Source organism: Streptomyces hokutonensis (assembly GCF_000376565.1).
GTDB lineage: Bacteria > Actinomycetota > Actinomycetes > Streptomycetales > Streptomycetaceae > Streptomyces > Streptomyces hokutonensis.
In genome coordinates, this window is record NZ_BARG01000107.1 from 18,393 (window position 1) to 44,277 (window position 25,885).

The following is a 25,885-nucleotide window of genomic DNA, read 5'->3' on the forward strand; positions in this document are numbered from 1 at the left end:
ATGGAGAACTTCGACGACAGCACACTCGACGAACTCGCCGCCATGGTCTGCGGCGACGAGCCCGGCATGAAACGACGGCGTGGATGGGAGCTCGCGCTGTTCCTCCGCCGGGCCGGTTGGGAAGACGTCCCCGATCACGACGGAAGCCCACGACAGCGCTGGATCCTGGACCTCCTGCGCGAACGGAAAGAGGACGACGCCGACGACATCGAACGTGTCGTCCTGCGACTGGCCGACCGCCGCGAGTACCAGCAACAGCCCAGCGAATACGACCCCGTCATCGAACGCCTTCAAGAAGTCCTGGCCCTGGAAGGCCGCCGCATCGACTACCGAAACGGCCAGCCCGTCCTCGTCGAATACGACCCCGACGAACCACCACGCCTCCAGCGGGTGGAACTCAAAGTAGCCATCACCGACATCGTCGCCGACACGGACCTGGCCCGCGCGGTGCAACTACGCCTCGATGAGGCACACATCTGCCAAGAACACGGCGCCTACACGTCCGCGGTCATCATGCTCGGCAGCCTCCTGGAAGGCGTCCTGGTCCACGCAGCTGAAGCCAGACCCGCAAGCGTGCCCCTCTCCAGGCCGCTACGCGCCACCGGGTTGCAGGAGCTTGTCCAGCACGCCCACGCCAACGGATGGATCGACCAGGACGCGAAGATGGCCTCGGAATTGCTGCGGACCTACCGCAACCTGGTCCACCCACTCGCGGAGAAGCGAGCCAAGCACAGCGCAGACTTCGACACGGCCGATCTGTGCTGGTCGACGGTCAACGCTGTCCTCAACGATCTGGCGGCGAGCAAACCCCAATAGATACGAGGCGTGAGCGGCACCTCGGCAGACGTACGCCCTGCTTTCGAAAGCCGGTGCCATCCGCGGTCAGGACATCGTCCTGACCGCCGAGGTACTCGACCACGTACCGGCGCACGCCGTCGAGGAGCTTGCCGCTTCCCTCAATCCGCTTCGGCCTGGCATCGCGGCCGAAGCCACACCCTCTGCCGAGGAAATGCGCCGCTGAACACCGTTACCGTCAGGCCCTCGGTCGCCAGCGGCGGACGGGCGTAGGTGCCCCAGGTCTCGGAGAACCTGGCGTGCCAGGAGAGAGCCTGGACAGGCTTGGGATCGTGCATGCCCGCAGCGCCGACAAGATAGTCCACTCCCAGCACGCCCGCTGGAGGGCCGCATCAAATCCCACGAGTTGGTTCCACACTGACAGTTGGAGCGAACATCGAACCGCCTCGGATACAGGTCCGTACGTGTGAGCCGTTCGTGAGGCGGATCTTGGTGGGGAGCCACAGGGTGCAGCGGAAAATGGATGGGAGTGGTCCGCAGAGCGACCTACGATCGTTCGTCGTGACCGTATACCGGAGCTGGAACCGGACCGATGCGTCGCCGAAGCGGGCGGCGGAGTCGGATGCTGAGTTCTTCGACAGGATCGCGGGTCCGTTCTGGGATCAGGTTCGGGATGTGATCAACGAGTGGTTGTCGCACTTCCCTGACCAGGCTCAGTCCGGCCTCCGAAGTCGGCTGCTGGACCGGAACTCCGACGCGAACGTCTCCTCCGCGCTGTGGGAGCTGTACCTGCACGAGATGCTGCTCGGGTCCGGTTGCATCGTGGAGATCGAACGGCCAATCGGTACGCGTGGCAAAAACCCGGACTTCCTGGTCGCCCGCGACGGTGAGCAGTTCGTCGTCGAGGCAATCTGGACGTCCCAGCGCCTCGGCGGCACGGTGCCGAACCCGCTTCCACCTCAGCTGATCGATGCCATCGATCGCCTGCCGAGCCCCAACTTCTTTGTGTCGTACAAGCTTGTCAGGACAGGGAAGGCAACGCCGCCACAGAAGGGGCTGAAGCGAGAGCTGAAGCGGTGGCTCGCGAGCTTGGATCCTGATCAAGTCATTGCCGAGTACGAAGGCAAAGTACCGCTGCCCAGCCACACCTGGCAGGAGGCCGGCTGGTGCCTCACGTTCGAGGCACTTCCGCGCAGTCCGGGGAAGCGAGGCGATCCAACGAGCAGGACGATCGGCATCCACCCCGCGATATGGCTCGACGAGGAATCGAATCTTGTCCACGATGCGGTCAAGCGGAAGGGCGGAAAGTACGGCGACCTGGCTCTGCCGTTCATCGTGGCGGTCGGCCACGCGGCCGTCTTCCCTGAAGCCGAGGACACCGAGAACGCGCTGTACGGGACGTCAGTTGAGTACCTCCACGCCAGCCCACGGAGGTTTGGCCGTATGCCCGACGGCTACTGGACTCCCACCCTTGACGACCATCCCCACAGCCGGGTCAGCGGCGTACTCACCGTCGACAACCCAGCACCCTGGACTTGGACGAAGAACACTCCCACCCTCTGGCGAAGCTCCGACCTCAATTCCCTTCCGGCTCCCGTCCTCCCTGCCTGGGCAACCGCACAGCTGGTAGAGGTCCAGGTCGAACACCAGCCCGCAGCTCACCCCACTCACACTGCTCTCGGTCTGCCCGAGCACTGGCCGACTGGTGACGCCTTCCCACGACACCATGGGAGCAACCAAAGCTGACGACAGCAGCGCCACCAGCCTTCACCCCGTAGCGATCATCGTGAGCTTGTTTTCCTGAGGGACCGCGACTGAGAGTGCGTCAACGGGCACCCGGCCGACGCGCTCGTAAGGACCCCCAACGGCCCTGCTCCAAGCGCCGTGCTGCTCGACCGGGGCCCGACGACGACAGCGACGCCACACGTCATTTGCGGTTGGTGCTGCAGCGCCGAAAGGTTCTGGACGGTGGCGAGCCGGGAGGCACGGCCATGCGCTACCCGGCCTGGAGGCTGTACGACGTCAACGCCGGCTGACCACGAGGCTGCTTGAGACTCTGCCCTGTCGGTCACTTGCCGTACGCCTGCTTCCAGCGCGCCCGGTGGCGGGAATCCCCCTGCCCATGGCCGTTCACGCCGCTTAACGACAAGAGGGAAGCACCGTTGTTCCACAGTCCGAGGTGATCCCGGTGCACGGCGAGAATTCCGTGCTCCACCGCGAACTTCTCCGAGGGACGACTGAAGCGCGTGGTCGTCACGAACACGGCCACGTCTGCCCGGAAGTGCACCTTGGCGCCCAGCAGATCGCGTAACTCCCGACTCGCGATGGTGCTGCTCGGTGCGTACCGCTTGCATTGGACCACCATGGTCCGCCCGTCCGGGAGACGCCCGAGGACGTCGGCACCGTTGTCGTGCGAACCACCCACCTGCCGGACCTCCGTGCACCCGTCACGGCGGCACAGGCCCGCGACCAGTTCCTCGAACTCCGTGCCGGTCATGGCGTCCACCTCGGCGAGGGTCCGGCGGCCGGCCTTCACCTCCTCGTCCTGTCGCCAACCATGGTCCCGCGCACGCACGATCCGGTCCGTGCGCCACAGCCACCAGCCCATCGCTCCGATACCGCCGAGGAGCAGGGCCGCCGTGACATACGGCCACACCGCCGACCAGAACACCGCCAGGAGGACCAGCAGCACACCGCCGCCGATCCCGGCCGACTTCACCCGCGCCCCGCGCCGCCTGCGAGCAGCCGAAACCCGTCCACGCCGAGCAGCCATCCCCGCCTCCCCCTGCCGTCCCTGATGGGCAGTCTGGGCAGTTCAGAGCCGGGCGAGAAGAGCGTGAGTCAGCCATGGCCTGATCGGCTCACAGCACGGGAAACGCACCGGCAGTACGGCCAGCACAGCTGCAGGGAGGTCACCGCTTATTCAAAGCTGGCAGACCCCAACAAGTTGGGCCCGCTAACCCCCCGGAGGCGCCGGGGACTCTGGTGGGTAGCCCTTGGCGCGGAGGAAGCCGTCGAGTGCGAGGGCGACGATGTCGCCGTGGGGGATGCCGCTGTCGGCGTTGTAGCGGCGTATGCGGCGTTGGAGTTGGAGGGCTTCGGGTACGGCGTAGTTGAGTTGGCCGCGGATTGTGTGGCGCGTGGCGATGATTGCTTGTGTGTCGGGGTGCGAGGTGAAGGGATCGTCGGCGGGTACGGGCTGGGTTTCGAGGATGTCCGCCAGGTCGCGCAGCAGACGGATGTGGTGGGTGTGGTCGGGCATCGTGGTGCTCCGGGTTGCTGTGACTAGTCGAATTGTGATCCGCCTAGTCGACTATTCGGCTAGTCGAATAGGCGCCGGGGTGGACGCGGTCCCGCGGGACCGCGTCCACCCTGTGTCCTACGGGGCGAAGCGTCGGATGCTCAGAAGCCGCGGGTGGTGAGCCACTCGTCCATGGCGACGGCGACGATGTCGCCGAGCGGCAGGTGGTCGAGTTCGTTGTCCAGCGCGAAGCGCTTGATCCTCCGCTTGAGTTTCAGTGCGGCCGGCACGGACGAGTCGAGGGACTCGCGGGTGATGACGCGCTGGTTGAGGAGGACCGCGAGGTCGGGGATGTCTCCCGGACGTCCGGGTCCCGGCGCCCACGGTGGGCCTTCGCTGGGCGTTTCGCCAGATTGAGCTCCGCGGTCGTGCCCAGGCGCGGGTTCATAGCCCGGGATGGGGAAGACCGTTCCCCCTGTCCCCGCCACTGGAGCAGTTGGCGGGCGGACCGCTACTTCTGAGGCCGTCGCCGCAGCGGTCGATGTGTCGGGGGCTGGGGAGGTCCCCTGAACCGCGTGCGGCTCGCTCTGCCCTGTGGTCTGTGGCGTGGGCGTCACAGCCTGCCCGGTGGTGACCGGGTTTCGCTGGGACGCGGCACCAGCTGCTTCAGCTGGCTGGCCCTTGGCCGATTCCCGGGCGGCTGCAGTCGGGAGATTTGCAGGAGCTGAGTCCGCGGCAACCGGCGGAGTGCCCGTCTCCGGGGCGATGTCCGTCGCCACAGTTGCCTCGGCTACGGGCATGGGCGCGACGGTGGAGTCTGCTGGGAGTGGGATCTCGTCGGCGCGGGCTGTTGTTTGGGTGGCAGTCTGTTCGGCGGCGTACTGCTCGGGGGTGAGTTCGGCGGCCGGTGGAGGGGGCGGCGGGGTCGTCTTCTTGGCCCCGCCCAGGGCACGACCGCTGGTGCGGCGGGCTGGGGGCTTCATGCGTTCGGTCATGCCGCGCTCAGCTCCTTCATCAGCTCGGCGTATTCGCTCAGTTCGGTGGGGATCTCGCCGAAGGCCTCCATGTAGTGGACCCAGGCGTGGATGGCGGTGTCGGCGAGGGGGAAGGGTTCGTCGCGGTCGGGGCCGATGCCTTCGCCCTCGCCGGGCTCCAGGAGGTTCTCGCGGGCGTTGCGGGGGAGGCTGGTGCGGTCGTCGGCCTTGACCATGACGACGTGGGCGGTGACGCCGCGGGTGTTGCGGGCGGCGGCGCGCTCGGCCTCGTCGAAGGTGGCCACGAGCTTGCGGCGTTCGATCTTGGTGGGTGCGACCGGCACGAGCAGCAGGTTCGCCTCAGTGACGGCCTCGTGGAACAACTTGGCGCTGCCGCCGCCGGCGTCGACCACGATCGCGCCGAACTCGGCACGCTTGGTGTGGATGTACTCGGCGATGTCGTCGAACGGGTACCGCTCGACCACCAGGTTGGCCGGGATCTCGAAGCCGGCGGCCTGGGCGACCTTGAACCAGTCGTAGGCGGACTGGCTCGTCGCGTCGGCGTCCAGCAACAACGTGGGCAGGCCGAGGACGACGGCGTAGTAGAGGGCGATGAACCAGGCGGAGGTGGTCTTGCCAGTGCCGCCCTTGAGCATGCCGACGACGATGACGAATGCGTCCCAGACGGCGGCTGTGGCCGCGGTCAGGGCCTTGTGACGGGTGTTCTCGTTCACGTGTGCTTGATCTCCTCAAACTTGAAAGGGATGTTTGTGAGGGCTGTCGACCGCGTCGACACGTGCTTTGGGCCTTGCGAAGTGGGGCGGGAGGGGCTCTTGGAGTACAGGTGTGGCTGGGATGGTGGGTGGGTGGGTCCTTGAGGCGGACTCCGCGCAGAGGATCCGTGAGGGGTCGGGCGTTCATGACGGCTTCTTCACCTGGCTAGCGGGTCCGTGGCGGTGCTGTGGCCTCATGTGGGTGCCCGCCTGGTGCAGGAGCCGGTAGACGGTGCCGGCGGAGTACCTGCACTCCTGGGAGAGTTCCGGGACCGTGGCACCCGCCTCGTACTTCGCCCGCAAGGACTGTGCGAGCTTCTGCCGCTCGGCGGCGCGCGCTGCGAAGCGGATCTGCAGCGTCTGCTGCGTCGTGCGCACGGTGCCGCCTGCCTCGACGAGCAGGCCTCGCGCTACGGTCCTCGTCTCTCCTGCGGCTGATGCGAGTTCGGTGAGGGTTGCGCCGTGCTGCTCGTAGAGGGTGCGCAGGTGGGCGGCGAGACGCCGGCGCGCTTCGGGGTCCGCGCGCATGCGGCGGGTCTGCCACGAGGTGCGCATCACGGTCCCGGCCTCGTGGAGCCGGTTGAGGAGCGTGCCGTACGACAGGCCGCTGGCAGTCATGAGTTCCTGGACCGTGGCACCCGCCTCGTACCGTTCACGCAGGGCCTGAGGGGCCCGTATTTCATCGTCGGCGGGTGTGCTCGGGGGGTGTGGGTTCATGCTGCGGATTCCCATTCGCTGAGGGCTTCGGCATGGGCGGCGGCCAGTTCGTCGTAACTGCGCTGGTCGGCAGGGGTGATGAGGATCAGGCGGCCGTCCGTGGCGATGCGCCAGTCGGCGGCAGGCCGGCCGGTGGCCGGGTCGAGGACGCGTCCGCCCGTGCTCTGCCACGTGGAGGGGATCTCATCGGGCCGGGGTGTCGGGACGAGGATCTGGCGCCCGTCGCGGACGATCACCACGGCTTTGCTGCGGTGCTCTGCGAGGCGGTCCAGTGCCTCCCGGTAGGCCGCTCGCTCGGCTGCATGCAGCGTCCTGCGTCGGACCGCGGTGCCCGCCGTGCCGTAGAACCGGGCGATGCCCTCCCACCCCGGTGCTGGACGTGTGCCTGGTTGCGAAGCGGCATCCAGAGGGCTGAGACCGAAGCCCTCCACCGCGCGCGGGGCAAGCGTCCAGGTCTCGCCGGCGTGGTGGACGAGACCGTGGTCGGCCAGGCGCCGCAGGGTCCGGTAGGCAGTGGCCCGGGACACCGAGGCCGTAGCGACAAGATCGCTGACCGTCTGGGCAGGCTGGACGTGCAGTGCCCCGACGATCATGAGGGCGGAGCTGCCGAGACCGCGGTGGGCGAAGGCGTCGTGGCTCATCAGGCGGGCGACGACGGTGGAGTCGATGTCGGCCCTCATGCCTGTCTCAGGGGTGGTCCACTCCTCAAGTGCCAGGTCGGGGGGGTACTGAGTGGTCCAGGAACGAGACAGCGAAGCGCGGGCACGAGGGTTACCCGTGCCGGCGTGGTCGAGGTACCAGGTGGAGCCCTCCCGGCTGTGACCGACCCGCAGACGACGCAGCCAGCCCTCAGGCTTGAGGACGGTCTCGTAGACCACGCGCAGCGTCGTCCGGGAGATCCCTGCTTCCTCCGCGGTCTGCCGCTCACTGGCGTGGTGCAGCGGGCCGCCGGCGGTCTCCGCGAAGCTCAGATGGGCCCGCAGCACCCGCAGTGCGGTCCGTCCTCGCTCGCCGCGCCACGGCGTGGTCTCGATGCGATCCCGCAGCGCGGCGAGGACCTCGTAGGCGTGATGACGCGACTCCAGCACGCGCGTTCCAGTGACCACGGCCGAGGCGCTGGCCCACACCCGGCGGATGTAGTCCAGGGCGCGTGCCTGCCCCGAACGCAGCGCGATGTGCTGAGCATGTCGGCCACCGTCGTGGTCGGGGTGCAGCAGCAGCCGGGTCAGCTCGTCGATGGTGCCGCCGGACCGGGCGACATGGCAGGCGATGGCCGCCGTGATGCGGTGCCCGTGCCCGGCCGCACTCTCCCGGTCCTGGCGCATGACTACGGTGCGGCCGTCGGACCCGAGTCTGCTGTAACTGCCGGTCGCGTAGCGGCCGGTGAGATCCCCGAGAAGGACGAGCTCGGCCGCAGCCGGGCGAAGCCGGTGAAGGCTCAGGCGGTCGAGCGGTTCAGTTGTCTGGCGTTGTGGTTGTGCCTGATGACTGTGTTGGGGCACGGTGAGGTCGTCTCGCAAAGACGAGGGCGCCACCCAGGCCCGCTAAAACCACGGGTGGTACCCGGAACCGACCTCCGGTCGGTGCCAGCGATGCCTCCAGGATTGCCGTCCTGGAGGCATTCGTATGCCTGGCTCCGTTCAGGAGGCAGGCGTCCCCATCGCAACTCGACCAAGGCGGGAGCAGAGAGCCGTCGAGGTTGCCGCTCCTGATCGATCTCCGTCAACTCGGGTCTTTCGGAGGCGAGTTACAGAGGGATCGCCTCTGACTGCCTCCGAGCGGCCCGGGTCGAACCGGGGTCGAATCAGAGCGTTTCCCTCTGACTGCCTCCGATCGCCTCTTCAACCCGTCCTAGCAGGTCACAGCCGTTTCGGCCTCCGTAAGCCCAGGTCAGAAGGGTGCGGCAGGATTACCAGGAGAAGGACACCTTTCGGGCCTTGAGCGGCTGCTTGTTGGACATGGCGTCAATGTACTGACGGGTAAGTCCGTGGGGAACCCTTGTGCGGGGACTTGTTGACGTGAACGTCAGCTAGCGCAGCCCGGTGATCGTCCCGCCGTCGTCCAGCGTGCCGTTCAGCTCGGCCTGGACGCCCTGCTTCGTCTTCACGGCCAGCAGGGCGCCCTGCGCCGAGCCGGTCACCCCGCCGGTCGCCCTGACCGACTTCGTGTCCTTGCCGCCCGCGGCCAGCAGATACCAGGAGCCCGCCGCCGACTTCCACAGCACTCCGGCCAGCACCTGCGGGTCGCGCGCCCCGCACGCCGGCACGTCCTGCGCCTTCGCGGCGACCGCGCCGTACGTCCCGCCCGGCGTGCGGAACTGCGCCAGCACCCGCTCGCCGCCGCCCCGCCAGGTCTCGGCCCGGGTGCACACCCACGCCGCCGTGCCGCTCGCGTCGGGCAGCGGCTGCCGGGCGTACTGCCAGGCGTTCACGGACCGTACGCCGAGCGAGCGCATCGCGCCGAGGGAGCAGGCGAAGGGCGCCCAGGCGTGCTGGGTCTCCGCGCCGGACACCTCGTGGGCCGCGCCGGGCCGACCGGCGGTGAGGTGCGCCGGGACCAGCTCGCCGAGGTCGCTCATCAGGCGGGTGCCGGTGTCGTCGGTCAGCTGGAGCACGTTCCACGACGTGCACGCGCCGGTCTCCTGGGCGGGGGAGGCCAGCGGTGAGGTGATGCCGTCGGTGAGGGTCATGGGCAGGGCGCCGGCGCTCGGCTTCAGCAGGTCCCGCTCGGCGACCTTCTTCACCCAAGGGGCCGTCAGATAGCGGACGTTGCCGTCGGCCCGGTCCAGGACCACCGCGTTCGCCTCGGTGCCGGTCGCGCCGTCGACCCGCGCGAAGTCCAGCGCGGCGCCCTTGGTGCCGTCCTTCGGCTCGGCGTAGCGGGCGATGCGCAGACCGTCGTAGAGGATCACCACGCGGGCGTTGTCGACCGTTCCCGCGTACAGGAGTTGGGGCGGTCCGGCCGGGCCGCCGGAGGGGGTGCCGGGGGTCGCCGAGACCTGGACGGACTCGCCGGGGCGGGCCCAGACGGCGAGGGCGCGGCGCAGCAGGGCGGTGTCCTTGGTGAGGTCGCCGCGGGCGGGCCAGACGGAGAAGTCCTTACGGGTGGCGGACTCCCAGGCGGTGGGCACGACCCTCGTCAACTTGCCCGGATTCAGGGCGGCTTCGGCCGCCGGATTCTCCGCGTACGCGGGTGCGGCGGCGCCGTCCGGGCCCCAGCCGCCGCCGGGGAGCACGAGCAGCGCGCCGCACACGGCGACGGCAGCCGCGGCGGCGAGCGCGGCCTTTCCGTGCTGACGGCGGCGCATCAGATCGGTGGGCCGGGCGTGCAGCGAACACGGGTCGAACTCGGGGGAGTCGAGGAGCGGATACTGCGCGGGCGCCTCGTCGGCCTCGCGCAGCGCCGCGTCCACGTCGTCGACTCCGGCCGCCACCAGCACCCGGCGTACGTCGCCGTCGGGCAGCTTCTCCAGGCCGCGCAGCGCGTACACCGCGCGGGCCGGTCCCGACAGGGCCGACAGCCGCTGGTCCAGGGCGAGTTCGTCGGCGCCGCCCGAGCGCGGGAAGAGCCGCAGACCCCACACCTGGGGGAGCAGCGGCGGGAGTTGGGAGCGCTTGGGCCAGGCCCGGAACGACAGCGGGAGGCCCGCCTCCAGTGCCGTACGCACGACTTGGAGGCGGACGAAGGCGTAACCGGGGTCGCCGTCCCGTCCGGTCGACTGGGCCGGGATCGCGGACGCCGACGCGCGGCCCCTGGGCAGGGCGCGCTGGGTGAGGGCGTGCGCGGTCAGGACGCGCCGGTTGCGGCCGAGGCTCGGGGGGAGCACCAGATAGGCGAGCCGGACGAGCCGTGGATAGTGCTCGACGAGCGCGGCCTCGGCCTGTTCGACATCGACGACCGGGGCGGTGGGTGAAGCTGCGGGGCGCTTGGCGACATCCTGTGACTGCACGTTCAGCAAAACGAGCGAATCGTGAGTTGGTCACCGCCACCCGGGCGACTCAGTCCTCCGGCTCGACCAGCGCCCGCGCGTAATTCGCCATCGACCGCTGGTAGCGCGGCAGATGGGGCGCCAGCGCGCCCAGCACGAGGGACAGCCCCTCGCGGTCGCGGCCCAGACTGGACAGACACAGGGCGAGGCACGCGCGTACCGCGTCGTCCAACTCGTCCGAAGGGCCGTCGAGTTCGGGCGTGAGCAGCTTGACGCCCTCCTCCGCCTGCCCGGTGTTCCGCAGCGAGCTGGAGAGTTGGATCTTCGCGCGCCGCCCCTTGTAGCCGTCCAGCCCGCGTGCCAGCGCCTCCCGGTACAGCGGAACGGCCTGGTCCGAGTGCCCGGTCGAGTCCCAGGCGCAGGCGCGCTCGAAGGGGCCCAGCGGACTCCCGTCCGGGAGTTCGGCGACGAGCGCGTCGATCACGGCCCGGAAGTCGGCGGCCTGCTCCTCGGGGCAGTCGTCGAAGGTCGCCCACGCGGCGGTCGTACGGTCTTCCCAGTCCTGGTTCACGGCGCCACCTTCGCAGACGTGTACAGCCGGGTGCCAGGGATTTGAGTGCGGGGCCCGTTGTGTCCGTATCGAAGGAGAAGGCCCCTCGGCGGGGCCGTCTGCGGCATGCTGCTGACCGGACTACCGGAGGAACGACAGATGAGGCTGACCCGACCGATGCTCGCGGTGGCCGGCGCCACGGCGGCGCTGGCGCTGGTGGGCTGCGGCGCCGACACCAAGGCCGCGACCATACCTCCGGCGGCCACCGGCAGCCTGGAGAGCCTGGCGGCCAAGGTGAAGTGCACGCCCGACATCCAGACCGACGCCGACGAACTCCGCCAGGCCATCTGCAAGATGAGCTACGGCAAGTTCGTCCTCGCGACCTTCGCCACCGACCGCGGCCAGCGCGAGTGGATCAACGACGCCAAGGACTACGGCGGTTTCTACCTCGTCGGCCGCAAGTGGGTCGCCGTCGGCACCGAGAAGATCGTCAAGAAGCTGCAGACGACGCTCGGCGGCGACGAGGAGATCGGCACCGACCACTCGAAGCACACCAGCTGAAAACTGTGTCCCCGGTTCACACCCCTCAAAGGGCCCACACCGGTTAGTCCAGGACACACACGAAAGCGGGCGGTGGGAGAATCCCACCGCCCGCTTCGTACTACCTACTGGCTACCTGCTCACTGGCACTTCTTGCCGGTGTTGACGCAGTTGGCGATCTTCGCCGCCAGGTTGTTCTTGGTGACGCTGATGAAGTCGTCGTGGTCGGTCGACGCCTTGTGCAGCTGCTCCGGGAAGCCGTCCACCGCGTAGGCGTTCTTCACGGTGCCGTCCGCCTGGATGGTGGGGGGCGTGATCTTGTAGACCAGGCGCATCGTCAGCTGGGGGATCGCCTTGAAGCCGTTCCCGCAGACACCGCTCGCCGGGTCCGCGAAGGCCACGTGCGTACGGTGGTTGGCGCTGTCGATGTTCACGCCGTCCCAGCAGCTCTGGAAGGCGAAGGTGCGCACCACGTTGCTGCCCTGCGGGCAGATCGGGTACTGCTCCGTCAGCTGGACCTTGTTCTCGAAGCCGGTGCAGCTCCAGTGCGCGTTGGCGTTGGCCAGACCGTTGGTGAGGGTCTTGGCGTCACCGGTGATGATGCGCAGGAACTGCGGCATCGCGACGACCTTGCTGGCCGGCGAGCCGACGTACTTGATCTGCGCCGACTGCGGGGTCAGGATCTTGCCGACGTTGCCTTCCTTGCCACCGCCGAGCGCGTTCGCGTCGAACTCCTGCGAACCGTCCTGCACACGCACGACCGGCCAGTAGTACGCCGAGAGGTCACTCTGGTTCTGGCAGCTGGAGGGGGCGGCCAGCAGCGAGTCGTTCGTGGAGAACGCGTTGACCTTCTGGTTGCCGACGTAGTCGTGCTCGTGGTGCGCGCCGTTGGTCACACCGGGAGCCACGATGACGTTGTCGGTGTTGTGGTTCTTGTTGGCGTTGACACCGCACCGGGTGGTGAAGGAACCCGTCGAGGCCTGAGCCTGGTTCTGCGGCTTGGCCAGGACGTTGTTCGCGACCTTCGTGATGTCCACGAAGTCCGCGGCCGTCGGACCGTTGCCGGCCTGACCACCGTTGTTGGCGGCGGGCGCGGAGGCACTGGCACTGGCGCTCGGAGCGGCCGTGTTGCCGTTGTTCTGGCCGCCGTTGTTGTTGTTCTGACCGCCGTTGTTGTTGCCACCGTTGTTGTTCTGACCCCCCGCGGTGGTCGTGTTGGTGGCGGTCTGCGTCGTACAGGCGGCGAGTTGCTTCAGTGCAGCCGCGTTGACACTGCCGCCCACTCGCTGGATGTCGATGCGGATGCGGTCGATCGTCGCGGCCCGCTTCTCCTTGAGGGGGCCGACGATCGCGTTCTGCACGAAGCTCGCGTCGTTGGCCTGAGCCTGGCGCGTCGAGGCGAGCCGGGCGTAGGCCTCGGTGATCTGCTTGTCCAGGTTCGCCAACTCGGTGGCGACACCCTGACGAGCCTTCTGCGGCACGTTCGTCAGCTGCTGGCCGACGTCCGGGCAGGCGATCGTCGCGACCTGAGCCGCGGCGGCCTTCGTCTGGTTCTGGCCCGACGAGTTGGACTCGTGGGCCGAAGCGTTCATCTGCGCCCAGAGCAGCCCGGCCCCACCGAGCGCTAGGGCAGCCGAGGCGGCAATGGCCTTGGTGGCCATCGGCGTACGGCGTTTACGATCATTGCGTCCCATGGAACTCCTCTGACTTCCTTGCGGGGCAGCGAGGCGCCCGACAGGAGTGAAGCGGCGCCCTTTGATACGCAGGGAGTCCCAGGAGTGTTCAGTCGTCTCAGAAACTGATGAGAGATTCTTGGGTAAGTCCCCTCACAACTGCCCTTTAAACACCGGCAGTTGTGATCGACTCACAGCTAGTGCTCAGCGTCCCTGGTCCAAATAGGCCAATACCGCCAGCACGCGGCGATTGTCGTCGTCGGAGACTTCCAGCCCCAGTTTGGCGAAAATATTGGACGTGTGCTTCCCGATCGCCCGTTCTGTCACGACGAGTTGCCCCGCGATCGCCGCGTTCGACCGCCCCTGCGCCATCAGTTCGAGGACCTCGACCTCCCGAGGGGTCAACCGCCCCAGCGGCCGGTCGTCGGCCGCCCGCCGCGCCAGCAACTGCTGAATGACCTGCGGATCCATCACCGTCCCCCCGCCCGCCACCCGCCGTAAGGCGTCCACGAACTGCTCCGCGTCGAACACCCGGTCCTTCAGCAGATAGCCCACCCCGCCACTCCCGTCGGCGAGCAACTCCCGCGCGTACAACTGCTCCACGTGCTGCGACAGCACCAGCACCGGAAACCCGGGCCGCTCCCGCCGCGCCCGCAACGCGCACTGCAGCCCCTCGTCGGTGTGCGTGGGCGGCAGCCGTACGTCGACCACGGCCACGTCCGGCGCCAACTCGGCCAGCGCCTTGGTGAGTTCGGGCCCGCTCTCCACAGCCGCGGCGATCTCGAAGTCGTAGGCCTCCAACAGCCGCACCAGACCGTCCCGCAGCAGGAACAGGTCTTCGGCTAGGACAACACGCACGGAATCTCCATGGTCACCACGGTGGGACCGCCCGCGGGGCTGCTGACGGCCAGGACGCCGTCGAATGTACCGAGTCGCCGCCCGACTCCGGAGAGTCCCGACCCCGCCCCGACCACGGCACCACCCCCGCCGTTGTCGGTGACGGAGATCCGCAGCAGCCCCTCCGCGTGGTGCAGGTCGACCCAGATCCGGTCGGCACCGGAGTGCTTGACGGCGTTGGTCAGCACCTCGCTCACCGCGAAGTACGCGGCCGACTCGACCGGCGCGTCCGCCCGCCCGCCCTCGAAGTCCACGTCCACCTCCGTCGGCACCGGCATCCGCAGCGCCAACGCCCTTACGGCGTCCCCGAGTCCACGCTCCGCCAGCACCGGCGGATGAATCCCGCGCACGAGATCCCGCAACTCGCCCAACGCCTCGGCGGAGGACCGACGCGCCCGGGCCAACAGCTCCTTGGCCTTCGCCGGATTCTTCTCGAGCAGCGCCTCGATCGTCCCGAGATCCATCCCCATGGCCACCAGCCGGGCCTGCGCACCGTCGTGCAGATCCCGCTCGATCCGCCGCAGCTCGGCCGCCGAGGAGTCCACCGCGTCCCGCCGAGTCTCGGTCAACACCCTTACCCGCTCGGCGAGTTCACCCTGCCCCGGAGCGAGCACGGCCCGCGTCAGCAGGAAATGGACGCGCAGCAGGGCGGGAGTGAGGAAGTAGGAAGCGACGAGCAGCGCGACACCCAGCAGCCCCGCGAGCAGGGCACTGCCCTGCCCACTCACCGGCACGAACCCGTACCACCACCCCACATACGTCCCGTCCGTGAACACCCGCCACAGCCCGAAGGCCAACGCGAACCCCTCCAGCGGATAGAACACGAGAGCCGCGGGCACCAGCGCGGTGACGAACCCGGCGGTCATGTCGACGAACAGCCAGCCGAGCAACCGGAAGGTGCCTTTCCAGGACTTCGCCCCGCTCGGCTCCACCGGAATCCGCACCCCGCACCACTCCACGGCGAACAGCCGCCGCCGATCCGCGTGCGCCCGCACACCGGCCAGCACCCAGGGCGTGGTGATCAGCCCGATCCCCACAGGCACGAGCACAAGGGAGACGACCATGAGAACGAAGAGGACGAGCGACCCGTAGAGGGAGAGCAGAGCGAGCGCGAGCCCGCGCAGCCCGGCAGTGACGACCGTACGGGCCCTGTTCATGTCCATAGGCCCAGTCTCACGGACGGGGAGGACGAGGTCACGGGGCCGAGCCACCATCAAGGGGGTGTCGCTGTCCCCACCTGGTTTTAGGGGCGCGGGGAACTGCGCGCCCAGCCCCCACCGGCCCGCACTGAACGGACTACGCCACGAACGGCACCCCAAGCACCTTCGCCTCCACAACAGGGTCAAGCCCCACCCCCGGCCGATCCGGCCGCTGCGGCGCGGACCCCCCGATGCCCTGCAACCACCCCCACGTATCAGTCACCGTCTCCTCCACAGGACGACAGCTCAACCCGGTCGCCACCGCCCGAGACACATCCGCACAGTGCAACGCGTCGTACCCCTCACTCCCGGCCGGAATCCACACCGGCAACTGGGTCCACGGCTCGATACCCGCCCCGAGCACGACATCCGCAGAGGTCCACCGCAGCTCGGCCGCCCCACCGGTGACCCGCACACACGCGTCCAACAACGACCCCATCGTCGCGTGCCCCCGCGGAGAGGTCAGGTTGTACGCCCCGCTCAACTCCCGCTCCACAGAACCGAGCACCCACTCCGCGAGGTCCCGCACATCCACGTACTGGAGCGCGAGATCCCGCGGCCCCGGCGCCAACACCGGCCCACCGCGCACGACCCGGGTCAGCCACCACGGCAGCCGCCCGATGTTCTCGTACGGCCCGAGAATCAGCCCCGCCCGCACGAGCACCGACCGCTCCGCCCCGAATGCATCGAGCGCGGCCAGCTCCCCGCCCCGCTTGTCGCGCGCGTAGTCCGTCTTGTCGGCGTCGGGTTCGGCGCCCTCGACGACGGGCGCGTCCTCGGTGTACCCGGCGGGCGGCGCCCACTCGTACACCGAGCGGCTCGACACGTACACATACCGGCCCGCCCGCCCGGCCAGCAGCCGCGCGGCGTCGTGCACCGCGCGGGGCGCCGCCGACCAGGTGTCGACGACGGCGTCCCACTCGCCCCCGGCCAGCGCGTCGAGCCCACCGGGCGCGGTGCGGTCACCCCGCAGCGCCCGTACCCCGGGCAGGGCCTCGTGCCGTCCCCGGTTGAGGACGGTCACCTCCCAGCCCCGCCCGAGAGCCGCCTCCACGACGGCCCGTCCCGCGAACTCCGTACCGCCCAGCACCAGAAGTCTCATACCTGCGACTCTGCCCGCGCGGCCCGCGGAACGGAACGCGAATCTGCCGTCAGCAGACGATCAACGCGCGGTCGGCGGCGTGTACTTGTACCCGACCCGGCGCACCGTCTGGATCGCCTGGCGGTGCTCGACGCCCAGCTTGCGGCGCAGCCGGGCGATGTGGACGTCGACGGTACGGCCGTCGCCCACGTGCCCGTAGCCCCACACCGTGGTGACCAGCTGGTCGCGCGTGTGCACCCGGTTGGGGTGGGCCACCAGGTGGGCGAGGAGTTCGAACTCCAGGTACGTGAGGTCGAGTTCCTCGCCCTTGAGCTGCGCGGTGCGCTGCACGGTGTCGATGCGGACGAGCGGTTCGGCGTCGGCGGTGATGCCGGCGGTGATGTCGGGTCCGCCGTCGGGCAGCACGTCGGGGTGCCCGGTCCGGGCGAGATGCGGGCTGTCGGCCGGGATGAGGACGAGGTACCCGACCATCGGCGGCTGCCCCGGCAGGGTGGGCAGCGTGTGCGGCGGCGCCGGCAGCCAGGTGGCACCCGGCGGCAGGAACTCCGCGACGTCGATCACCTCGTCCCGGTCGACGGCACGCAGATGGTTCCGCGTGCCGGTCGGGACGGGGGAGGGCGCCGGGGCGTCGAGGGCGGCGGAGGGCAGTGAACGGATGATCGCCATGAGAGGTCAGCTCTTTCGCGCGAGAGGTTCGTCGAGGGACGTACGTCGAGTCGCGCAGGCCGGAGGCCGGGGGTGTACGGCTTTAGAGGGCCGGCGCGTTCATCGCGCGACAACACACCCGGTCGAAGTCATGGTGCTGACGGGAAGGCCAGAAGGGCTCCAGGTCATGGCGACCCGTCGCTCCGCACTTCTGGTAGTTGCCCATGGGCCCATTGAAGCAGACACACGCCCGCAACAGGACCCTCCTCTCACAGCTTGGACGCCCCCTTGGCGGGAAATTGACGTCCGGCCCCTCATCCCACCAGCCGTCTGTGCCAGGTCAGCGGCTTGACGTCGATCGCCTTGTCCGGATCGCCGTCCCAGCCGGCGGACAGCCCGGCGGCCCGGAGCGCGGCCAGGACCTCGTGCCCGACGGCCGTGGTGGTCTCGGCGGAGCCGTCGAACCCGCCGTAGTGCAGAGCTAGCCCGTGCCCCTCTACGGCGTGCTCGGTGACCTGCTGATGGAAGAAGACGAAGCCACGCGCACCCTCCCGCTCCGCGCCTATCTCCGAGAGGCCGCAGCCCCGGCAGCAGGCGAAGTTCTCCCGGGCGGTGATGCCGCTCGCGTCCAGCGCCTCGAAGGCGCGGGCGAGCCGGTCCGGGTCGGTGACCCCGTCCCAGGCCGCCTGCTCGGTCACCCGCTCCACCCACAGCCGGTCCACCAGCCGCGCGGCCTGCGCGCGGGACACCGGCCGCTCGTCGCCCTTCACGAGGTAGTCCTCGGCGATCTCGGTCAGCGTCTTCCGGTCGTCGTAGCCGCAGCGCAGCCGTGTCCTGACCCGCTCCTCGACCTTCTCCCGCACCTCGTCCGGGAGTTCGGGCACCTCTTCCCGAGGGCCCAGGTCGACGGGTTCCCAGTCGAGGCCCGCGTCCCAGCCGGCCGTCTGCCGTGCCCAGCTGATGAGCAGCTCCGCCACCCGCACGGGATCCGTGAGATTCGTGCCGTAGAACTCGTCCTCGCTCAGGCGGTGTTCGAGCCGGTAGTCCCCGCCCTCTTCGTGCCACACCTGCGCGAACACGTCAGGGAGGTCGGGTATCCGCTGCACGATCAGGAAACGGTCGTGGGCGCCCCCGATCCGCGCCACCAGCTCCCGCAGCCTCCCCCACTCTCGAATTCGCTCGAGCGGGGGGACCCCCATCGCCGAAGTCCGCGTGTACGTCTGCCTGTTCTCCGTCTCGACCTTGATGTCGAGAGTCGTCTCGCTGTCCATGGATCAAGACTGGCATCCGCCACTGACAACGCGAAGGGGCGCCCACCACGACGGTGGACGCCCCTTCGGGGAAGCGCGGTGGGGATCAGACCTGGCCGGCCTTCTCCAGGGCGGAGCAGCACGTGTCGACGATCAGGCGGGTGACGACGTACGGGTCGACGTTGGCGTTCGGGCGGCGGTCCTCGATGTAGCCCTTGCCGTCCTTCTCGACCTGCCACGGGATACGGACCGAGGCACCGCGGTTGGAGACGCCGTAGGAGTACTCGTTCCACGGGGCGGTCTCGTGCAGGCCCGTCAGACGGTCGTCGATGCCGGCGCCGTAGTTCTTGACGTGGTCGAGGGGCTTGGAGCCCTCGCCGAGGGACTCGCACGCGGTGATGATCGCGTCGTAGCCCTCGCGCATCGCCTTGGTGGAGAAGTTGGTGTGCGCGCCGGCGCCGTTCCAGTCGCCCTTGACCGGCTTGGGGTCGAGGGTCGCGGAGACGCCGAAGTCCTCGGCGGTGCGGTAGAGCAGCCAGCGGGCGATCCACAGGTGGTCGGAGACCTCCAGCGGGGAGACCGGGCCGACCTGGAACTCCCACTGGCCGGGCATGACCTCGGCGTTGATGCCGGAGATCGCGAGACCGGCCTTCAGGCAGTTCTCCAGGTGGGCCTCGACGATCTCGCGGCCGAAGATCTCGTCGGCGCCGACGCCGCAGTAGTAGCCGCCCTGGGGGGCCGGGAAGCCGCCCTCGGGGAAGCCCAGCGGGCGGGAGCCGTCGAAGAAGGTGTACTCCTGCTCGATGCCGAAGATGGGCTCCTGGGAGCCGAACTTCGCGACGACCTCGGCGAGCGCGGCACGGGTGTTGGACTCGTGCGGCGTGAAGTCGATGTCGAGGACCTCGCACATCACGAGGATGTCGTCGCCGCCGCGGATCGGGTCCGGGAAGCTGGCGACCGGCTTGAGCACGCGGTCCGAGGAGTGCCCCTCGGCCTGGTTCGTGGACGACCCGTCGAAGCCCCAGATCGGGAGCTCGGCGCCCTTGGCGTCGTCGGCCAGAATCTTCGTCTTGGAACGGAGCTTGGCCGTCGGCTGGGTGCCGTCGATCCAGATATACTCAGCCTTGAAGGTCACGGGCCACATCCTTCGGGGTGGGTCATTCGTCGCACTTGCGGGTGCTGCGGCGCAGCGGCACTGGAGCGCCGCGATTCATGCCGGGCAGCCTGTCAACATGCGATTTCCCGATCATTGCTCAAGTGTGAACCCCGTGTTACCTGGTGGCGCTGTGTCGCGATTCACGTGCCCTGCGTGCGGCGCACCTGTGAGAGCGCTGTTCGCAGTCGCAGACGAGGGTGGTCGGACAGCTCGTATGCGATGGGGTTAGCCCTCGCTCCGCGTCCGCCGCACATGCCCGGCCCGTTCCAGCCGGTCGACCAGGGCGCGTACGTCCGTCGGGTGCATGCCGTTCTGGTTCGCGAACCGGGCGCCGCGCAGGCCGAGTTCGACCGCGACGGCCCGGGAACAATGAAGGGGAGGGGGAGGTGAGCGGCATGGGCATCCGTGGTGGGGGCGGCTACGACAGTGACCGCTTCAGGTCCGCCTACGACAAGGTCATGGCGAAGTGGCCCGAGGAGCGGGAGGCGGTGAGCGTCCCGACGCCGTTCGGCGAGACGTATGTCAACGTCTGCGGGCCCGCCGACGGGCGGCCGCTCGTGCTGCTGCCGGGCGGCGGGGGAGCGACCTCGGCGTCCTGGTACGCGCAGGCCGGCGAGCTCGCCCGGGCCGGCCACCGGGTCCACGCCGTCGACCTGATCGGCTTCCCGGGTCGGAGTGCCCCGGCGCCCGGCCGCCGCCCCCGCACGGTGGCCGACCTGATGACCTGGCTGGACGCGGTGTTCGACGGGCTGGGCGTGACGCCGGCCGCCGACCTCGGTGGTCATTCCTACGGCGGCTGGATCGCCCTGCACTACGCGCTGTACGCGCCCGACCGGATACGCCGTCTGTTCCTCCTCGACCCGACCCAGTGCTTCGCCGGGTTCGAGACGGCGTATCTGCTGCACGCGCTGCCGATGCTGCTACGGCCCACCCCGCGCCGGGTCCGCGCGTTCCTGGAGTGGGAGACCGGGGGAGCGGCGCTCGACCCCGACTGGCTGCGTCTCCAGGAGGCGGGCGCGCGGTTCCCGTCCGCGAAACCGGTGACCGGTCCCCGCCCGGCGCCGGACGCGCTGCGCGGGCTGAACGCGTCGGTCCTGCTGCTTCTGGCCGGAAGCAGCAGGACCTATGACACGCACCTGGTGGCGACCCGGGTGGCGAGTCTGCTGCCGCACGTGGAGATCGACATCCTGGCGGACGTCTCACATCACATGCTGCCGCAGTCTGCGCCTGAGCGACTGGGCCGTCACCTCACCGGTTTTCTCGGACCCTGAGCGTCACCCCACCTTCTGGATCAGAGCACGGCGGATGAGGAACTTGCCGGGCTCACGGACCTGTTCGAATGCGGCGTTGTTCAGCAGGACACAGCTGCCGGAGACCGAAGTCACCTTCACCGTCGTGGACTTGTTGTTGTCCAGGTTGGTGACCTTCAGCGTCGTCCCCGCCGGGAACTGGTTGCTGGAGGCGGCGGGCGCACCGGCCTCGCCGGAGAGCGTGACGGTCGAGCCGTTGCACACCTGGCTGCCCGCGGCGGCACCGGTGCCGGTGTTGCCCGCCGGAGGGGTCGCCTTGGAGGTCGCCGTGGCCGCGGGTGCGGACTGCGCGGGCTGTGCGGCCTGGGAGCCCTGAGCCGACTCCCCAACCGTGCAACCCGACGCCTTCTGCTGCACCTTGATCTGCGCGATGACCGCCTCGCGGTTGGCGATCCGCGCCGCCGACTGGGCGTCGGGACTGGCCTTCTGGCCGGCGATGAAGCTCTGGTTGTTGCCGAGGGCGGTGGCGAGCCCCTGGCAGACCGTCGAGTTCGTCGCGGACAGCGTCTTCGCGTTCTGCGTGTTCGTCTGCGAAGCGTTCGACGTGGTGGCGAGAGCGAAGGCCCCGCCTCCGGCGACCGCCGCTGCGGTGACCAGCAGCGCCAGCTTCTTCTTCGTGCTGGCAGTTCTCCTGCGCGACATGCGCGTCTCCTGTGGGGTAGGGGACCGTACGCCGCTATGTACGGGATGCCGAACGATGTAACTCATCCGACACAGAAGTCACTGAAGTGACGTACGCCACAAGGGGGTTGTGGATCATTCGCCGCGCTTCGCCACCGGGAGCTACCGGGACAGCGCCTCCCGCACGGCCTCGTCACCGCGCGCGACCACCGCCGACAGCCACCGCGAAAACCCGTCTTCCACCTGCGTCACAGCGCCCTCAACAGCCGTTGTGGCCAGGGCGTTTGTCAGTGGCGGGCAGTAGAATAGAAGCAGTGTTCGAGGGTGTCGCCGGGCGGTCCGGACGGCGCCCTGACCGCGACAGGAGGATGTCCGTGCCCGCTGCCGCACTGAAGCCGAAGCCGCTGCCGACCCAGTCCACCGCGAAGCGCTCCGTCCAACTCGACCTGCCCTACGTCCCCGTGGCGAAGCGTCCGCTGCCGCCCGGCCGCCCGCGGGAGTGGTACGTCACGCACAACCGCCGCCTCAAGGCGATGCGCCTGGCCATCGCCCTGCTCGACTCGGGCGTCTACGTCCCGAACCAGGCCCGCAACGAGACGATCCGCACCACCGCCGAACTGATCGGCGTCCACGCGCCGTCGGACACGACGTGTCACATGGTGCGCGCGCTGATGCGCTACTCGCGCTGAGCCGTCGCGCCGGGTGCCCCGTGGTTTCGGGGCGCCCGGCGCAGGCGCCCCGATCAACAAAGGCGTGTCCCTACGCCGACAACTCCTTCTCCACCGGCGTCCGGAACCGCGGTGTCACCCGTGTCGCCCCCACCCACCCCCGCAACCGCTCCGCCGCCTCCCCGATCGCGGCCTCGGCCTCCCTGCCGACGTCCGTCCGGTCGAGCACGCGCCAGACGATCTCGCCGTCCGGTCGCTGGGCCCAACTGCCCACCACCCGCCCGTTCCACCACACCGTGGGCCCCACGTTGCCGCTGTAGTCGAACAGCGCGGGACGCAACTCCGGTGCCAGGTACCAGTCCCGGTGCTGCCAGCCCATCGCCGTGGGATCGAGAGCGGGCAGCAGGGCCGCCCAGGCGGGGGCGGCCGGTGGGGCGAGGTCACCGGCGGTGACGTACCCCGTGCCCTCGTCCAGGGACACCGGCTCGGCGCCGATCGCGGCCAGCGCCCGGCGGACCTCCGTCACCTTCCACCCCGTCCACCACTTCAGGTCGGCCTCGGTGGCCGGGCCGCAGGTCGTGAGCCAGCGCTCCAGCAGGGCCGACTGGGCCTCGGCCACGTCGAGTTCGGGATGTTCCGGCGCCACCGCCCAGCGCAGCTGGCTCGACGTCCAGCCGCCGAGCGGACGGCCCCGCACGACCTTCCCCTCGACCCCCAGCACCCTCAGCAGCCGGGTCGAGAGGGTGTGGACGCCCTCGTAGCTCTTCCCGGCCGCGTACACCCACTGTTCCCTCAACCTCGGCTCGTCCTCCGCTAGTTCGGCCGCCGTCGCCTGCCCGCGCCGGGCCAGCGCGGCGAGCGTCGCGTCCTCGACCTCCTTCAGCCAGACCGCGTCCGGCGCACCCGCCTTCGCCATGTCCTTGACCAGGGAGGCCCGTTCACGTGCGGCGACGGTGAGTCCGGTCGAGGCGTGCACGACGGCGGTCAGGTCGGTCGGGAACACGAACACCGTGTGCCGCATGCCGTGCATACGGACGAGGGTGCGGTCCTCGTAGAGCGCGCGGGCGGTCTCGTCCACGGTGCCGGCCGGGTCGGCGAGGCGTGCGCCGACGGCCAGGAACACCGTCGCCGGGTCCGAGCCGTGCAGGGCGACGAGGGAGTCGGCGACGTCCTCGGGGGTCGCGGCGCGGGTGCTCGGGGTGAGGCGGTGGCGGAGGGCGAGCCGGGCCCGCCGTTCGGCCGGGGTGATGTGGCGCGGGCTGCTCATCCGGACCTCCGCTTGAAAGGGCGACTGCTCGACCGACAGTAAACGGGTGGGTGGGCGAACCATCTGTTCTTTCACCTGATCGCCGTGCACGGAATGCGCCCCCACGCCCACCCGGTTTCACTGCGTACATGACCACACCGGCCGACCGAGCGGAGCGGGGCCGCGCCGCGCGCAAACGCGTTGCCCGTTCCGCGCACGCCGGCTGGATCCCCTCCGTGGACCGCCCGGACCCCGTCGCCGTACTGGGACGCCAGGGCCGCGACCGGCTCCCGGAACTCCTCCCGATCCGCTACGGCCGTATGGTCGCCTCCCCCTTCGCCTTCCTGCGCGGCTCGGCCGCCGTGATGGCCGCCGACCTGGCCTCCCAGCCGCACACCGGGCTCACCGTGCAGCTGTGCGGCGACGCGCACCTCCTCAACTTCGGCCTGTACGCGTCCCCGGAACGTGCCCTGCTCTTCGACCTCAACGACTTCGACGAGACGTTCCCGGGCCCCTTCGAATGGGACGTCAAACGCCTCGCCGCGAGCCTCGCCGTCGCCGCCCGCGAGAACGGCCACAGCGACACGAAGGCCCACCGCGCGGCGCTGGAGGCGACCGCCGCGTACCGTACTGCGCTGCGTTCCCTGGCCCGCAAGGGCGAACTCGCCGTCTGGTACGACCGGATCGACGCCGACAGCCTGCTGCCCCTGGTCCGCTCCGCCCGCAACCGCCGCCGGGTCGAGTCCAGCCTCACCCGCGCCCGCCGCCGCACCAGCCTGCACGCCGTCGGCAAGCTCACCGAGACCGTCGACGGCCGCCGCCGTATCGTCCAGGACCCGCCCCTCCTGGAACCGGCCGGCGCCTCGGACATGGCCGCCGTACGCAAGATCTTCAGCGACTACCGCTCCACCCTCTCCGAGGAGCGCCGCCTGCTGCTCGACCGCTACCGTTTCGTGGACGCCGCCCGCAAGGTCGTCGGTGTCGGCAGCGTCGGCACCCGCTGCTTCATCGTGCTGCTCGCCGGCCGCGACCAGGACGACCCGCTGTTCCTGCAGATCAAGGAGGCGCGGAAGTCCGTACTGGAGGAGCATCTGCCGAGCGGACCGTACGTCCACCCCGGTCACCGTGTCGTCGCGGGCCAGCGCCTGCTCCAGGCCGCGAGCGACATCTTCCTCGGCTGGATGACCGGACCGCAGGGCCGCGCCTTCTACTGGCGCCAACTGCGCGACATGAAGGGCTCCGCGGACGTCGCCGGCATGAGCCCGCCCGAACTCCTCGCCTACGGCCGCCTGTGCGGCACCGCGCTGGCCCGCGCCCACGCCCGCTCCGGCGACCGCGTCGCCATCGCCGCGTACCTGGGCGGCACCGACACCTTCGAACACGCCGTGGCCGACTTCGCCTTGGCCTACGCCACCCAGACCACCGCCGACCACGCGACGCTGGGCGCGGCGGTCGCGGCGGGCGTAGTCACGGCGGCACCGGGGATCTGACGGTCACCCACGAAAAACGAGATGCACACCGAGTGACCGACTCCCTACGCTGGAGACGCATTCCGGAGCAGGTCACCACCGTTTCACGCAGGGGAGGCGTCACCCTGCGGAGTCGGCGCTACTCTCGTTCGCACCCAACCCACCGACGGTCGGCCGCCCACCCCAGCGCCCTGTCGGACACGTTCACATCGCTCGGACACCACACCCACGCCCACGGAGGCCCGTCATGGGCACCATCGTCATATCCGGAACCGCCGTCCTGGTCCTCTTCGGCTTCGGCAACCACGTCTGGTGGCTGGCCGCGGTCGCCGTCCTCTTCCTGTACGTCCAGTACGGGCGGGACTCCTCCTCGAAGACCTCGTCCTCGTCCTCGTCGACCGGAGGTTCCTCCTCGGGGGCCACACCGTCGAGCTACCGCGCCTACCGCGACCGCCGTGACAAGCAGGCCAAGTGGGAGCGCCGCTACCAGCGCGAACGCCCCCTGGAGTCACGTCGGCAGGCACGGGAGAAGAGCTAGCGGGACCTACAACCCGGGGGCACCCCACACCGGGAACCACCGGCTCAGATCCTGCTCGATCCGCAGGTCGTTGCCGAGCATCGACTTGACCTGCAGCTCCAGCGAGCTGTCGCGCCGCTGCCCGTCACCGGCCAGCGGCGCGAACGGGAAGAACGTCCCGCGCTTGTAGAGATAGACGAGCGCGAGCCGTCGGCCCCCGTCATCCTCGAACCCGGCGAGCGAGCACAGCAGTTGGGGCCCGAACCCGTTGACCTCCATCGCGCTGTTCACCGCGTGCAGATCGTTGACCAGCGCCGACAGCTCGTCGGGTGCCCGGTGCGAGACCAGCCAGGAGTAGCCGTAGGAGTCCTGGGTCAACTCCACCGGGGGACCGGTGCGTTCGGCGTCCGCGTCCAGAAGTGCCTGGACCTCCCGGTGCGTCTGCTCGAACGCCCCGCCCTCCACCGTGGCGAAGCACACCGCACCGCGCCCGGTCGGCGTGAAGCCGGCCGCCGCCTCCAGCGTCACCGCCGCCGAGGGCAGCGCGAACAGCTGGTCGAGATCGGGGGCGACCGGTTTCGTACGGCCGAGCAGGATGTCCAGCAACCCCATCC

25 protein-coding genes and 1 pseudogene are annotated in these 25,885 nt (G+C 69.6%); 7 read left to right on the top strand and 19 right to left on the bottom strand.

Annotated elements, in window-relative coordinates:
* The gene (locus SSP08S_RS50250) at positions 1-816 is read left to right on the top strand and encodes a hypothetical protein (RefSeq protein ID WP_019075239.1); all 816 of its coding nucleotides are present in this window, start codon (positions 1-3) and stop codon (positions 814-816) included.
* Between the two features lie 540 nt (positions 817-1,356).
* On the top strand, positions 1,357-2,541 hold the full coding sequence (locus SSP08S_RS50255; RefSeq protein WP_245608128.1) for a hypothetical protein: 1,185 nt from the start codon (positions 1,357-1,359) through the stop codon (positions 2,539-2,541).
* 322 nt (positions 2,542-2,863) lie between these two features.
* Here the strand turns inward: SSP08S_RS50255 and SSP08S_RS50260 are convergent, their stop codons facing one another.
* From SSP08S_RS50260 to SSP08S_RS50295, 8 genes are all read right to left on the bottom strand, one after another.
* Complete coding sequence (locus SSP08S_RS50260) at positions 2,864-3,568, bottom strand: restriction endonuclease (RefSeq protein WP_078532833.1); 705 nt, start codon at positions 3,566-3,568, stop codon at positions 2,864-2,866.
* A gap of 183 nt (positions 3,569-3,751) precedes the next feature.
* The gene (locus SSP08S_RS50265) at positions 3,752-4,057 is read right to left on the bottom strand and encodes a hypothetical protein (RefSeq protein WP_019075242.1); all 306 of its coding nucleotides are present in this window, start codon (positions 4,055-4,057) and stop codon (positions 3,752-3,754) included.
* Positions 4,058-4,197: 140 nt separating this feature from the next.
* Entirely contained in the window at positions 4,198-4,326 is a 129-nt protein-coding gene (locus tag SSP08S_RS64360; protein WP_019075243.1) for a hypothetical protein, read from the bottom strand.
* A 701-nt stretch (positions 4,327-5,027) separates the two neighbouring features.
* On the bottom strand, positions 5,028-5,744 hold the full coding sequence (locus SSP08S_RS50275) for a ParA family protein (RefSeq protein ID WP_019075244.1): 717 nt from the start codon (positions 5,742-5,744) through the stop codon (positions 5,028-5,030).
* Positions 5,745-5,927: 183 nt separating this feature from the next.
* Complete coding sequence (locus SSP08S_RS50280; RefSeq protein WP_026179516.1) at positions 5,928-6,500, bottom strand: helix-turn-helix domain-containing protein; 573 nt, start codon at positions 6,498-6,500, stop codon at positions 5,928-5,930.
* The gene (locus tag SSP08S_RS50285; RefSeq protein WP_019075246.1) at positions 6,497-7,825 is read right to left on the bottom strand and encodes a helix-turn-helix domain-containing protein; all 1,329 of its coding nucleotides are present in this window, start codon (positions 7,823-7,825) and stop codon (positions 6,497-6,499) included. Before SSP08S_RS50285 ends, SSP08S_RS50280 begins: the two co-directional genes overlap by 4 nt.
* A gap of 704 nt (positions 7,826-8,529) precedes the next feature.
* Positions 8,530-10,449 (bottom strand): hypothetical protein, encoded by a 1,920-nt coding sequence (locus tag SSP08S_RS50290; RefSeq protein WP_026179517.1) that lies wholly within the window; start codon positions 10,447-10,449, stop codon positions 8,530-8,532.
* A gap of 49 nt (positions 10,450-10,498) precedes the next feature.
* Positions 10,499-10,999 carry a tetratricopeptide repeat protein gene (locus tag SSP08S_RS50295; protein WP_019075248.1) on the bottom strand — a complete coding sequence of 167 codons (501 nt, stop codon included), beginning with the start codon at positions 10,997-10,999 and terminating at the stop codon, positions 10,499-10,501.
* A gap of 138 nt (positions 11,000-11,137) precedes the next feature.
* Between SSP08S_RS50295 and SSP08S_RS50300 the strand changes: the two genes are divergently transcribed.
* Positions 11,138-11,539 (top strand): hypothetical protein, encoded by a 402-nt coding sequence (locus SSP08S_RS50300; RefSeq protein ID WP_026179518.1) that lies wholly within the window; start codon positions 11,138-11,140, stop codon positions 11,537-11,539.
* Positions 11,540-11,658: 119 nt separating this feature from the next.
* Here SSP08S_RS50300 and SSP08S_RS50305 read toward each other — a convergent pair whose 3' ends face one another.
* From SSP08S_RS50305 to SSP08S_RS64010, 8 genes and pseudogenes are all read right to left on the bottom strand, one after another.
* Positions 11,659-13,212: a DUF1996 domain-containing protein gene (locus SSP08S_RS50305; RefSeq protein WP_026179519.1), complete on the bottom strand. Its 1,554-nt coding sequence runs from the start codon at positions 13,210-13,212 to the stop codon at positions 11,659-11,661.
* 183 nt (positions 13,213-13,395) lie between these two features.
* Positions 13,396-14,049, bottom strand: a complete 654-nt coding sequence (locus SSP08S_RS50310) for a LuxR C-terminal-related transcriptional regulator (protein ID WP_019075251.1) — start codon at positions 14,047-14,049, stop codon at positions 13,396-13,398.
* Positions 14,034-15,251, bottom strand: coding sequence for a sensor histidine kinase (locus SSP08S_RS50315; protein ID WP_019075252.1), 1,218 nt, complete (start codon positions 15,249-15,251; stop codon positions 14,034-14,036). The genes SSP08S_RS50310 and SSP08S_RS50315 overlap by 16 nt, the downstream gene beginning before the upstream one ends.
* A 133-nt stretch (positions 15,252-15,384) precedes the next feature.
* Positions 15,385-16,389, bottom strand: coding sequence for an NAD-dependent epimerase/dehydratase family protein (locus tag SSP08S_RS50320; RefSeq protein ID WP_078532835.1), 1,005 nt, complete (start codon positions 16,387-16,389; stop codon positions 15,385-15,387).
* A 60-nt stretch (positions 16,390-16,449) separates the two neighbouring features.
* The gene (locus tag SSP08S_RS50325) at positions 16,450-17,055 is read right to left on the bottom strand and encodes a winged helix-turn-helix domain-containing protein (RefSeq protein ID WP_019075254.1); all 606 of its coding nucleotides are present in this window, start codon (positions 17,053-17,055) and stop codon (positions 16,450-16,452) included.
* A gap of 293 nt (positions 17,056-17,348) precedes the next feature.
* On the bottom strand, positions 17,349-18,305 hold the full coding sequence (locus tag SSP08S_RS50330; RefSeq protein ID WP_019075255.1) for a DUF6891 domain-containing protein: 957 nt from the start codon (positions 18,303-18,305) through the stop codon (positions 17,349-17,351).
* Positions 18,306-18,390: 85 nt separating this feature from the next.
* A complete protein-coding gene (gene glnII, locus SSP08S_RS50335; RefSeq protein ID WP_019075256.1) occupies positions 18,391-19,419 on the bottom strand; it encodes a glutamine synthetase in 1,029 nt (342 codons plus the stop codon).
* A gap of 252 nt (positions 19,420-19,671) precedes the next feature.
* A pseudogene (locus tag SSP08S_RS64010) lies at positions 19,672-19,815 on the bottom strand (MarR family transcriptional regulator); the annotation flags it as partial.
* A 20-nt stretch (positions 19,816-19,835) separates the two neighbouring features.
* On the opposite strand from SSP08S_RS64010, the gene SSP08S_RS50340 reads away from it, so the two are divergent.
* Positions 19,836-20,711, top strand: coding sequence for an alpha/beta fold hydrolase (locus SSP08S_RS50340; RefSeq protein WP_019075257.1), 876 nt, complete (start codon positions 19,836-19,838; stop codon positions 20,709-20,711).
* A gap of 3 nt (positions 20,712-20,714) precedes the next feature.
* On the opposite strand, the gene SSP08S_RS50345 is transcribed toward SSP08S_RS50340, so the two are convergent.
* Positions 20,715-21,392 carry an SCO2207 family protein gene (locus tag SSP08S_RS50345; protein ID WP_019075258.1) on the bottom strand — a complete coding sequence of 226 codons (678 nt, stop codon included), beginning with the start codon at positions 21,390-21,392 and terminating at the stop codon, positions 20,715-20,717.
* 353 nt (positions 21,393-21,745) lie between these two features.
* Between SSP08S_RS50345 and SSP08S_RS50355 the strand changes: the two genes are divergently transcribed.
* Complete coding sequence (locus SSP08S_RS50355) at positions 21,746-22,060, top strand: hypothetical protein (RefSeq protein ID WP_026179521.1); 315 nt, start codon at positions 21,746-21,748, stop codon at positions 22,058-22,060.
* A 70-nt stretch (positions 22,061-22,130) separates the two neighbouring features.
* Here SSP08S_RS50355 and SSP08S_RS50360 read toward each other — a convergent pair whose 3' ends face one another.
* Positions 22,131-23,306 carry a winged helix DNA-binding domain-containing protein gene (locus tag SSP08S_RS50360; RefSeq protein ID WP_019075261.1) on the bottom strand — a complete coding sequence of 392 codons (1,176 nt, stop codon included), beginning with the start codon at positions 23,304-23,306 and terminating at the stop codon, positions 22,131-22,133.
* A 128-nt stretch (positions 23,307-23,434) separates the two neighbouring features.
* On the opposite strand from SSP08S_RS50360, the gene SSP08S_RS50365 reads away from it, so the two are divergent.
* Positions 23,435-24,775, top strand: a complete 1,341-nt coding sequence (locus SSP08S_RS50365; RefSeq protein WP_019075262.1) for a DUF2252 domain-containing protein — start codon at positions 23,435-23,437, stop codon at positions 24,773-24,775.
* A 226-nt stretch (positions 24,776-25,001) separates the two neighbouring features.
* Positions 25,002-25,292: a hypothetical protein gene (locus SSP08S_RS50370; protein ID WP_019075263.1), complete on the top strand. Its 291-nt coding sequence runs from the start codon at positions 25,002-25,004 to the stop codon at positions 25,290-25,292.
* A gap of 6 nt (positions 25,293-25,298) precedes the next feature.
* Here SSP08S_RS50370 and pspAB read toward each other — a convergent pair whose 3' ends face one another.
* Positions 25,299-25,883, bottom strand: coding sequence for a PspA-associated protein PspAB (gene pspAB, locus SSP08S_RS50375; protein ID WP_026179522.1), 585 nt, complete (start codon positions 25,881-25,883; stop codon positions 25,299-25,301).
* Positions 25,884-25,885: the final 2 nt, after the last annotated feature.